Annotated in this window: 13 protein-coding genes; 7 read left to right on the forward strand and 6 right to left on the reverse strand. The window is 61.8% G+C overall.

Annotated features, from left to right (window positions below):
• Positions 1 to 226, forward strand: a 226-nt coding sequence (locus KBZ15_RS12330) for a hypothetical protein (RefSeq protein ID WP_315859885.1), incomplete at its 5' end; no start/stop codon positions are given.
• Positions 227 to 374: 148 nt separating this feature from the next.
• Positions 375 to 1,007: an isoprenylcysteine carboxylmethyltransferase family protein gene (locus KBZ15_RS12335; RefSeq protein ID WP_255015495.1), complete on the forward strand. Its 633-nt coding sequence runs from the start codon at positions 375 to 377 to the stop codon at positions 1,005 to 1,007.
• Between the two features lie 83 nt (positions 1,008 to 1,090).
• Here the strand turns inward: KBZ15_RS12335 and KBZ15_RS12340 are convergent, their stop codons facing one another.
• The 3 genes from KBZ15_RS12340 to KBZ15_RS12350 form a co-directional block, all read right to left on the reverse strand.
• Positions 1,091 to 1,309 (reverse strand): hypothetical protein, encoded by a 219-nt coding sequence (locus KBZ15_RS12340; protein WP_255015496.1) that lies wholly within the window; start codon positions 1,307 to 1,309, stop codon positions 1,091 to 1,093.
• A gap of 170 nt (positions 1,310 to 1,479) precedes the next feature.
• Entirely contained in the window at positions 1,480 to 1,614 is a 135-nt protein-coding gene (locus tag KBZ15_RS12345) for a hypothetical protein (RefSeq protein WP_255015497.1), read from the reverse strand.
• A gap of 9 nt (positions 1,615 to 1,623) precedes the next feature.
• Positions 1,624 to 1,848: a hypothetical protein gene (locus tag KBZ15_RS12350; RefSeq protein ID WP_255015498.1), complete on the reverse strand. Its 225-nt coding sequence runs from the start codon at positions 1,846 to 1,848 to the stop codon at positions 1,624 to 1,626.
• Between the two features lie 65 nt (positions 1,849 to 1,913).
• Here KBZ15_RS12350 and KBZ15_RS12355 point away from each other — a divergent pair, with 65 nt between their 5' ends.
• Positions 1,914 to 2,243, forward strand: a complete 330-nt coding sequence (locus KBZ15_RS12355) for a transposase (protein WP_255015499.1) — start codon at positions 1,914 to 1,916, stop codon at positions 2,241 to 2,243.
• An 8-nt stretch (positions 2,244 to 2,251) separates the two neighbouring features.
• A complete protein-coding gene (locus KBZ15_RS12360; RefSeq protein ID WP_255015506.1) occupies positions 2,252 to 3,136 on the forward strand; it encodes an IS3 family transposase in 885 nt (294 codons plus the stop codon).
• Positions 3,137 to 3,389: 253 nt separating this feature from the next.
• Here the strand turns inward: KBZ15_RS12360 and KBZ15_RS12365 are convergent, their stop codons facing one another.
• The 3 genes from KBZ15_RS12365 to KBZ15_RS12375 form a co-directional block, all read right to left on the reverse strand.
• Positions 3,390 to 4,232, reverse strand: coding sequence for an alpha/beta fold hydrolase (locus KBZ15_RS12365; protein ID WP_255015500.1), 843 nt, complete (start codon positions 4,230 to 4,232; stop codon positions 3,390 to 3,392).
• A 22-nt stretch (positions 4,233 to 4,254) separates the two neighbouring features.
• On the reverse strand, positions 4,255 to 5,019 hold the full coding sequence (locus KBZ15_RS12370; protein ID WP_255015501.1) for a lysophospholipid acyltransferase family protein: 765 nt from the start codon (positions 5,017 to 5,019) through the stop codon (positions 4,255 to 4,257).
• Positions 5,020 to 5,196: 177 nt separating this feature from the next.
• Complete coding sequence (locus KBZ15_RS12375) at positions 5,197 to 5,460, reverse strand: hypothetical protein (protein ID WP_255015502.1); 264 nt, start codon at positions 5,458 to 5,460, stop codon at positions 5,197 to 5,199.
• Positions 5,461 to 5,632: 172 nt separating this feature from the next.
• On the opposite strand from KBZ15_RS12375, the gene KBZ15_RS12380 reads away from it, so the two are divergent.
• The 3 genes from KBZ15_RS12380 to KBZ15_RS12390 all read left to right on the forward strand — a co-directional run bounded on the left by KBZ15_RS12380 (position 5,633) and on the right by KBZ15_RS12390 (position 9,007).
• Positions 5,633 to 6,304, forward strand: a complete 672-nt coding sequence (locus KBZ15_RS12380; protein ID WP_255015503.1) for a DoxX family protein — start codon at positions 5,633 to 5,635, stop codon at positions 6,302 to 6,304.
• Positions 6,305 to 6,469: 165 nt separating this feature from the next.
• The gene (locus KBZ15_RS12385; RefSeq protein WP_255015504.1) at positions 6,470 to 7,162 is read left to right on the forward strand and encodes a hypothetical protein; all 693 of its coding nucleotides are present in this window, start codon (positions 6,470 to 6,472) and stop codon (positions 7,160 to 7,162) included.
• A 555-nt stretch (positions 7,163 to 7,717) separates the two neighbouring features.
• Positions 7,718 to 9,007: a cytochrome P450 gene (locus KBZ15_RS12390; protein ID WP_255015507.1), complete on the forward strand. Its 1,290-nt coding sequence runs from the start codon at positions 7,718 to 7,720 to the stop codon at positions 9,005 to 9,007.
• Positions 9,008 to 9,224 lie beyond the last annotated feature (217 nt).

Consider the following 9,224-nt stretch of genomic DNA (forward strand, 5'->3'; position numbering starts at 1 on the left):
CTGCCTGTTCACTACAGCCCAGGTATTGGCTCTTAAAGGCACCGTGCTGTTGCTGCTCACCCTGCTGATCAAGGCCAGAATTCAAATCGTGGCTGGTTCGGCGCTCGGAATCTTCCTGCTGCTGCTCCAAACCCTGCTGTTTCTGGCCATCGGCGGTGGGCTACTCCTGGCGGGCGGTGGCGCTGCGTTTGTCGCCATACAGCGAAGTCGGTCCGCACAAGCCTGATCGCTATCCATAGCGGTTTAAGTCGCCCCGGCGCTGGAGCCGGTGATGCAGCTGGTGCCAGCCGCTGAGGATGGCGTTGCCGGCACAACCACGGAGGCCCTGACCAAGCTGGCAGCGCCGGTATGGTTACGCCATTAATGGTGTGTTGATGGGCTGGAGCCAACTCACGGCGATCAACACCACAAAGGCGCTCACGATCGTGCTGCTGCTGGTGCTGGCGGCAGTGATCGGGGTGCAAGACATGCGCCAGGTGCTCTACCTCAGCCTGCACATCAGCTACTGCCTCTGGTGGCTGCTGGAGCAGTGGCTGTTTCCCGAGCGGGCCCGCCAACTTTTCAGTGAGCGCGTAGGGGTGGTGAGCTTTGGCTTCGCCCTGCTGTTCATCGGCGTGCTCTACAGCCTGCCGGGGCTGCTGGCCTTTCTCAATCCCGTGCCGATATCCCAGGCCACCGTGGCCCTGGCACTGGTGCTATTCAGCTTCGGCAGCCTGATCAACGCCAGCGCCGATGCGCAGAAAACCACCGCCAAGGCGATGGGGGCTGGCCTGGTGAGCGATGGCATCTGGCGGCGCGTGCGCCATGTGAACTACCTGGGCGATCTGCTGCGCTACCTGAGCTTCGCGGTGGTGGCCGGCAACATCTGGGCCTACCTGGTGCCGGCTCTGGTGCTGCTGATCTACCTGCAGCGCATCGGCGAGAAGGAGAAGCAGATGGCAGCGAAATACCCGGAATTCAGCGCCTGGCAGCAGCGCAGCGCCAGGCTGCTGCCAGGCATCTGGTGAGCTCAGGAACCAGCAGACCCTGGCTCTCAGCCGACCTGCCCTGCGTGCCCGTAATGCCCTTGTGCTGTGGGCGCAGCAGAGCTTCAGGATTCGTTCAACAGGCTCAGCGCTTCCATCACCTGAAGGCGGATGCCGCCCAGCCGGGTCCAGGCCCGTACCGCATCCTTTCTGCTCTGATAGGGGCGCCAGTCGTCCTCAGCGATGCGGCGCTGGAAATGGGCTGCCACACGCAGGGCAACGGCGACATCGCTTCGCCTTGCCAATCGCAGCGTTGTACCCCCGATCACCACATCAGCTGGCATGGCGTTGGGGAGCAATCAGGACTGGCCAGGCTCATTCTCTGCCCTTCCCAGCCCCTCTCGGGCCAGGATCGGGAAGCAGCCTCTGGTCCGTTCACCAGAACCTGCATCGCCACCGCAGTGATCAATAGATCCATCAGGCGCTGCAGCACCCGTTCGTGGGTCTGACCAAGTCAGCCCCGCAGCCGCGGTTTGAGCTGCAGAAATGGGCAGAGCCCCATGGTGATGGGGCAGATCACCAGCAGTCGGCGAATTAAGGCGGCGGGAGCTTCCGCAAACGCCGGTGAGATTGTGCCGGGGCCTGACATCAACGGCACTCAGATCGGCAGTAGCCCCTGCCGGATCAACCGCCAAGGCACTTCCAGGCAGTTGATCACCGCTACACGACTGACACGCCGCAGTAGGGAAGCGCTTACGGCGTCGAATTGGCCCACGACGTTGAGCCAACCCACCGCCAGGGTGGACAGGCTTATGTCGATGGCGGACTGATGCCCAGAGCTTGGGCGCCAAAGTGCCGCGTCATGTCGGTCTGCAGATGCCATGGGGTTGCCCTGGTTTCGTGGACAGGTCGATAGGAGTCACGCCATGACCCTCAGACTGTCCATCGATGACCAACCCGACCAAGACAAGGCGCCGGTTCACGGCGCAGCAAAGGCAGGAGGCCGTAGAGCTCTGCCTCAGTGAGGGCCTCAGCTGCACCGCTGTGGCCCAGCGGCTGGGACTGCCCAACAGCAGCCTGGCCAAGTGGGTGAGGCAGGCCCGCATTGACCGGGGTGACTTTGGCCCGCCTGAACAGGGTCAGCTCACCAGCGAGGAAAGGGCAGAACTGGCCCGGCTGCGCAAGGAAAACCGAGAGCTCAGGAGGGAGAAGGATTTTTTCAGGCTGGCGGCAGCGCACTTTGCCAAGGAGCAGCTGCCGCCGAGAGGTTTCGGCTGATCAGCCGGCTGTCAGACCGTTTTTCTGTGGCCTGGCTGTGCAAGCAGCTGGGCGTGGCCCGCAGCGGCTTCTACGCCTGGCGGCAGCGGCAGCAGAACCCTGGCCCACGGGCCCAGGAGAGCGCAGCCATCACGGCCCAGGTGCAGACGGTGTTTGAAAGGCACCGAGGCTTCTACGGCGCACCACGCGTCCATCAGGAGCTCAGAGCCGCTGGCCTCAAGGCGGGCCGCCACCGCATTGCCCGGCTCATGCGCTGTTCAGCGCTCAAGGCCAAGACCAGACGGGGGTTCAGGCCTTGCCGGAACCCAGGCAACCGGGCCAGTGGTGTAGCCGAGAACCTGCTGCAGCAGGAGTTCAGCCCAGCAGCACCCAACCGCTGCTGGGCCGGTGACATCACCTACATCCGCACCACAGCGGGCTGGCGGTACCTGGCGGTCTGGATCGACTTGTATAGCCGCCGCGTGGTCGGCTGGGCCATGGGCGCCACCATGGAGGCCACGTTGGTGCTGGAAGCCCTCAACCGGGCCCTGGGACACCGCCAGATAGAACCCGACCGGCTCCTGATCCACACCGATCAGGGGAGCCAATACCGGGCAACGGCGTACCGGCAACTGCTGGACAACCACAAGATCAGCTGCAGCATGTCTGCCAAGGGCTGCTGCTGGGACAACGCCGTGGTGGAGAGCTTCTTCTCCACCCTCAAACACGAACTGGGCCTCGATGACGATGCCGAGATCCTGAACAGCCCCCAGCAACTGATCAGGCAAATGGCCTTCTGGATCGACGGTTACTACAACCGCGAGCGTCGTCACTCAACGATTGGCTACCTCAGCCCGATCGACTACGAGCAGCAGCTCATCAACACCCGTACACTCACACCCGTGGAGCCCTGACACCTGTCCACTGAATCGGGGTAACCCCACCAAGCCGTCAGCAACGTTTTGGCGATGCGCCTGAGTTCGTCCACGTCGTTGCAGGCATCGATGGCTCTTGCCTGGGTCTCAACAACGAACTGGCGACTGAGGTCACAATCCAGCATGGCCTTGATGCAATGTTTCGAAACGTTAAGCAGTGGTAACGCCAGGCGCGGCCGGTTTCCCGCATGATTCCAATTCCTGTGTCGCAGGCTTCACCCACGCGACCGGGCTACCAGAGGGCTGCAGCCGCCTGGGCTGGCGCGCTTATTGGCAACGTGGACGCCGGCAGATCAGAAAACAGATCCTGCGACTTGAGGATGGCAGACAAATTGAGTTGATTCTCCAAAAGGCAGGCATGCCCACTATTCGGAAGCTGAACGATTGTGGTGTTTGGAAGAAAGCGTGCCAATCGCTTCGCTTCGCGTTGAGAAGGCAGCAGTCGATCCGCTTCTGAGGCCAGGATTAAAACAGGCTGAGGCACGCGATCCAGGGGCAGATCCTCCAGGCGGAACTGTTTAAGCAATGCCAATCTCCAGGCAGCGCTTTGAGGCCTCACAGCCTGCATGGCGGCCAGCAGCTGATGCCGCCTGGGCATGCTGACCCGATGGGATGCAATCAGCAGATTGCACAGACTGAAGGTGGAGAGCTGGTAAATCGGCGTGGGCAGCAGCTGAGTCAAAGAGCTGCAGGCACCGATCCAGGGTTGACGCTGCGCTGAGGTGGCGGGATTGACCAGAATCAGTTGGTCACACAGCTTCGGAAAGCGTGTGATCAATCTCAAGGCCAAACAACCACCAAACGATTCACCACAAACTGTGGTCTTTCGCCCAGGATCCCGTTGCTGCTCCATCTGGATCAGTGCGGCGACATGCTCGGTCAATTCTTCCCATCCTCTGAGGTCGTCTGGAGGAATAGACAAGCAGCGAATGTCAAAGCCAGTGCTGAGTCCAGCAACCTGTGGTTGCAGCAGCGCACCACTGCCATCCATGCCCGGCAAAAAGACAAACAGCGGTCGTGATGCCGTTACAGGTGTACAAGCAAGGAGCCGCAAAGACTTTGTGGTGGCGATCATGATCAAGGAGTACTAATAAGCATCAGCGGGCCAACAATTCAGCGATCTGGCTCCAACAGGCTTGAGTGAGCTCTCGCGCTGCAGCAGCTCCGCCGCTACCTCGATACCGAGACCTCCAACTCTCATCGATCAGCAGAGGATGGCCAAAGAGAACATCAACATGCCGATAGAGGATTGCAGAATGCCAGCCATCGCGTTGAAACAGTGCTTCCGATGGATCAAAGCGCCGAAACAAGGCAAGCGGAGCAAGCTTTCCCCGTTTTTCCTCCCTTGAAGCAATGGCAATCGGCAGGATCGCTAGGCCATCCACCGGCACCCTCAGGGCTAAATGGGCAAAACCCCTGTAGAACGGGCTGAGCTGCCGAGGGGCGTTGACCTTCACCATCGGATCTGCACCCTCAGGAAACACGCCCACCACCTGATTGGCTTGCAGAAACCTGGCCGACTGCCGGAAGAACGATGCCTGCCTTCTCTGATCTGCCTCGAGCGGAAAGGCGCCCATCAAGGCAATTGCCTGCTGCAGTAGCGGCACTTGACTCATGTAATAGTGACAGGCGAATCGCACAGGGCGGCCGATCGCCGTCATCAGCAGTGGAGCATCCAGCAGGCTGCGATGGTTGCTGACAATTAGAAGTTTATTTTTGGCAGGTATTCTCTCAAGATTATGCAACGAAACTGATATTCCAGCGGCATCCAGCAGGCTGCGAGACAGTTGCAAAGGGATGGGCTGTTTCATGCCTGCTGTCTTGCCACTCACAGAGATGTGGTCCGAGTGTTTATGCTTCATCTTCCTATTTCAAGAACAATTTATATATCCACGCTGCAAATAGTCTTGAACTAAAAAGGGCCGGTGCGAGCTTCAATTCTGGCGGCTAGCCGCACAATTGAGCCGTTTGGCTTTCAGCGCTGATGGGCGGGCGATCCAGTCGGAACAACTGGAAATACCCCTCCTGTCGACTTGTCGTCAGGCAGAAAGGGCCAGGGAGGATCGGCGCCTTGGCCCGAGCGGCTCGGTCCACTCGTTCAGCACCTGGAGCTGCAGATGTGGATGCGGTGCGACCCGGCAGCCCAGCTGGATCTCCCCTTGATCGAGCAGGCGGCCCAGCCGCTGCATCGCGGCCTGCTCAGTCCTGGCGAAGTGATCTTGCTGGCTCAGCAGCCAGTCGATCTCAGATTGGGTGATCACCCCGGAGCTCAGGCTCTCAAGGAACAGCTCGCCAGTGGTCATCGGTTTGTAACGAACTAGTTACATCCTGGCGGCCTGGCGGAGCCTCCGTGAGGCCTGGGGCACCGAGTCGCCGCCCGGAAGCTCCGCCATGACAGGGCTGGGATGGATGTCTGCGGCGCTTCACGTTCCTTAATGAAGCTTGCCATGATTTTTGAAAACGACCCCCCACCCCGTGTCCACGTTCACCCTGCTCGAACTGTTCGGCGGCTTCATGGCCGCCTGTGTCGCCCTTTGGTTCATCTCGATGAACAGGTTCGTCGCGATTGACATTCCTGCCTCTAGGTCTGCACCTCTGGCTGGGCTCGCGGCAGTGGCGCCTGCCGTCCGCGCCTACCTGCAGCGCCCAGGTTTGCTGGCTTCCGTCGGTCTGCTGCTGCTGCGCCTGAGCATCGGCGGGCTGATGATTCACCACGGCCAAGAGAAGCTCGCCGATCCCCAGCAGTTCGCCAACACCTATGTGGCCTCGCTGCACCTGCCCTTCCCGCTGTTCTTCGCGTACGCCGCCGGCTTCTCGGAGCTGATCGGCAGCTGGCTTGTGATCCTTGGCCTGCTCACGCCCGTGGGTGCCTTGGCCCTCAGCGGCACGATGACGGTGGCGGCCTATCAGCACATCTCCACTGCCGGGTTCAACATCTATGTGCTTGAGCTGGTGGTCCTCTATCTCGGCGGCAGCCTCGCCCTGCTGTTCAACGGCCCCGGTCGCTTCTCCTTCGATGCCGGCATCGTGCCGGTCGTGCTCGACGACCTCAGCGCGACCAATGACTTTGAACCTGCTTTCTCCTCACTGAACGCTGGCGAGCTGCGCGCCATCCCGGCGACCGTCAACTCCAACGCCCGCGGATGAGCGGGCGTGTTGCTTTTGCCTTCTTCCTCTGGACTCACCTCCCTCGATCAACAGGGCTCGAATCGCTAGGGGGAAATTGATGCAAGCATCCTTGGCTTTTGCTGCCTCCCTGCCACGTTTGTTGGATTGGCACCCCAGCTACTGCCCTGACTCACGGCTATCGCCATGAACCCACCGCTGATCTTTGTGGTGGCCCCGGCACTACAGCTGCCTGACGCCACCACTTCTCATGAGGTTCTGCAGCAAGCGCAGGCTGCAGGGCCCTCCACTGGTTTCGCTCTGCGGATCTTCAACCGGGGCTCTGAGCATCCCGATCTGGGGCTGCTTCCCGTCGATGGTCGTCTTACAGGGGAGCAACGCCGCAGCAGTGATGGCACTCAGTTGCTCTGCGCCGCCCTGGTGGTTCGGATCGAACCCCGGCACCACTGGCTCGGTGTGTACCAGGGCGATACGGAGGACCCAACCTGCCTGCGGTGCCTCGATCGCGTGGCGCTAAGCGAGCTGAGCAATGCCACCTGCTGGTTTTACCCCACCCACGACGGCACCTTCCTGAGCTGGGAGCGTGGCCTGCACCTCACCTTGAAGCCGGGCTCGATCGTCGATTGTCCTGAGGAGCTGAGTTCTGCGCCTTACGACCGCACCTTGATCTCCGTGCTCTGGAGCCTGCTGGGCGACGACGCCAGCCTCACCTGTGTGGGGCTCACCTACGGCGGCCAACGCCTTGTATTGCCGACGGAAGCGCTCAGCTCCGACCCGATGGCGACCTGGGGACGGTTCAGGGTCGACAACCAGGCCGAGCACAGCCTTGTGGTGGAGGACTGTCTAACGGTCTTCCCAACTCCGCCATTAGCGGCCTGATGCTTCCGGGCCGCCCAGTCACCAACAGATCGATCAGCGCAGGCTGCTGTATGCCTATCACTTGTCTGAAATGGAGCACCGACGGCGAACTTTCAGCTTTTGATCTCCACTTAGTCCTAGGCCGATTGGCGCTGGTCGATCGGCATGTCGCCGCGATATGGGTGAACAATCTGGACCTCGAACCCTGTCCTTCGATCAGCTGAGCGCCATTGTCAGGCGCGGATCAGCCCAAGCCGCATCGTCAGCAGAGGCATGCTGGCTCACGCTGCAGTGATGGCTTTCGTGAGCCGGGCCTCCGTGGCCGTGAAGGATTGCACCGAGACCAGGCCGGAATGACTGCGGGCCTTAAGGATTGCTTTAGGTTTGGGCCGTGCTAGGGCTGGCTCTAGTGAGCCTCTGCATCGCCTTCCTCTTCTGAGCAGCCTGTTGTTCTGAACCGCTGCGTGTCTGTGGCGGCGCGGTGCCGGCTGTGATCCGACATCCTTGGCGCTATTCCAGCTGACGTTGGTGCCCCTCGATCCCGCCACCCTCCAGCCCCTGCCGAGCACACCAGCGCTGAGCGGAGTGCTCGAGACCCTTGCCTTCTTTCGCGATCCTGATTTCGCCCGCTCCCGCTTCGAGCGCTACGGCGATGTGTACGAAACCAGCCTGCTGGGGCAACGGACCGTATTCATTCGCGGCGGTCAGGCGATCGGCGACCTGTTCGCCCAGGGCGATGCGGTTCAGGGCTGGTGGCCCGACAGTGTCCGAGAGCTGCTGGGGACTCTGTCGTTGGCGAACCGCAACGGCGCCGACCACAAAGCCCGCCGCCGGGTGGTGGGCCAGCTGTTCGCCTCTGCTGCCCTCAAGCGCTATAGCCCGACGATCGTGGCGCTGATCAACGAGCTCAGCCAGGAGCTGCTCGCTTCAGACGCGCCGGTGGCCCTGGTGCCAAAGCTGCGGCGTTTTGCCTTCAGCGTGATTGCGAGCACGGTGCTGGGGCTTGACCCCATCGATCGCGAAGCCCTGTTCGTGGATTTTGAAACCTGGTGCCAGGGTCTCTTCTCACTTCCCCTGGCGTTGCCCGGCAGCCCCTACGCCCGTGCCCGCCAAGCCCGCCAACGTCTGCTCAAGCGCCTAGGCGCTGTGCTCAAGAAGGCGCAGTCCGCCATGGCATCTGGAGCACCCATCGCCGCCGGCGGCCTTGATCTGCTAGCCGGTGGCCTGGATGAAGCCGGTCTCCCCTTGGGCGACGACGACGTGGCGGAGCAGCTTCTGCTGCTGCTGTTTGCCGGCTACGAAACCACCGCCTCCGCCCTGAGCTGTCTGCTTCTGACCCTGCTGCAACACCCAGCCGAGCTGGACTGGCTAATGGAGGAACTCGACGTCTTGCCGTGGCCGCCTGAGGAGGGGGAGGAGGGGAGCGTCACCGACGCCATGCGGGCCCCGCGGCTCGATGCGGTCGTGAAGGAGGTGATGCGGCTGACCCCGCCGGTGGGTGGTTTCTTCCGCCGCACCCTGGAGCCCATTGCCTTAGCGGGTGTACTGGTGCCAGCCGATCGGGTGGTGCAGGTGAGCATCGCCGCCAGCCAGCGCCATGGGGCCGATACGGAGGATCTGGCAATCTTCCGGCCGCTGCGACATTTGGACGGTGACACCACGGTTACCTTGCTGCCGTATGGAGGCGGTGAGCGGGTGTGCCTGGGCAAGGCGCTTGCGGAGCTGGAGATCCGGCTGCTGGCGGTGGGGCTGCTCAAACAGGTGACCTTGGCGCTGGAGGCGGATCAGGACCTGACGCTCAGGGTCATCCGCAGCCCCTCGCCGGCGGATGGACTGCTAGTTCGCGCTCGTTCCACAGCCAGCTAAGCCTCCAACCTCATCAGCACGGGGGACTCGGATGGGAACCGTGCTGCTTTTCAAGCCCCTCTGCCGATTTTCCGCAGCCACATCGGCGGGGACTGCAGGCCAGTCGCTGCTGCGGGTCTCCGCTTTTGAGGTCAAAACTGGAGGGATCGGGCTTATGGGACCGAGGCAAAGTGGCCAGCGGTTAACAATTCTTTGCACTAGGTTTACGGCAAGAGCT

This window comes from Cyanobium sp. BA20m-p-22 (genome assembly GCF_024346275.1).
Taxonomy (GTDB): Bacteria; Cyanobacteriota; Cyanobacteriia; order PCC-6307; family Cyanobiaceae; genus Cyanobium_A.

What these genes read in the sequence shown, in the direction of transcription:
- KBZ15_RS12335 (WP_255015495.1), top strand. Translation starts at nt 375, where the DNA reads ATGGGCTGGAGCCAACTCACGGCGATCAACACCACAAAGGCGCTCACG.
- KBZ15_RS12340 (WP_255015496.1), bottom strand. Translation starts at nt 1,309, where the DNA reads ATGCCAGCTGATGTGGTGATCGGGGGTACAACGCTGCGATTGGCAAGG.
- KBZ15_RS12345 (WP_255015497.1), bottom strand. Translation starts at nt 1,614, where the DNA reads ATGTCAGGCCCCGGCACAATCTCACCGGCGTTTGCGGAAGCTCCCGCC.
- KBZ15_RS12350 (WP_255015498.1), bottom strand. Translation starts at nt 1,848, where the DNA reads ATGGCATCTGCAGACCGACATGACGCGGCACTTTGGCGCCCAAGCTCT.
- KBZ15_RS12355 (WP_255015499.1), top strand. Translation starts at nt 1,914, where the DNA reads ATGACCAACCCGACCAAGACAAGGCGCCGGTTCACGGCGCAGCAAAGG.
- KBZ15_RS12365 (WP_255015500.1), bottom strand. Translation starts at nt 4,232, where the DNA reads ATGATCGCCACCACAAAGTCTTTGCGGCTCCTTGCTTGTACACCTGTA.
- KBZ15_RS12370 (WP_255015501.1), bottom strand. Translation starts at nt 5,019, where the DNA reads ATGAAGCATAAACACTCGGACCACATCTCTGTGAGTGGCAAGACAGCA.
- KBZ15_RS12375 (WP_255015502.1), bottom strand. Translation starts at nt 5,460, where the DNA reads ATGACCACTGGCGAGCTGTTCCTTGAGAGCCTGAGCTCCGGGGTGATC.
- KBZ15_RS12385 (WP_255015504.1), top strand. Translation starts at nt 6,470, where the DNA reads ATGAACCCACCGCTGATCTTTGTGGTGGCCCCGGCACTACAGCTGCCT.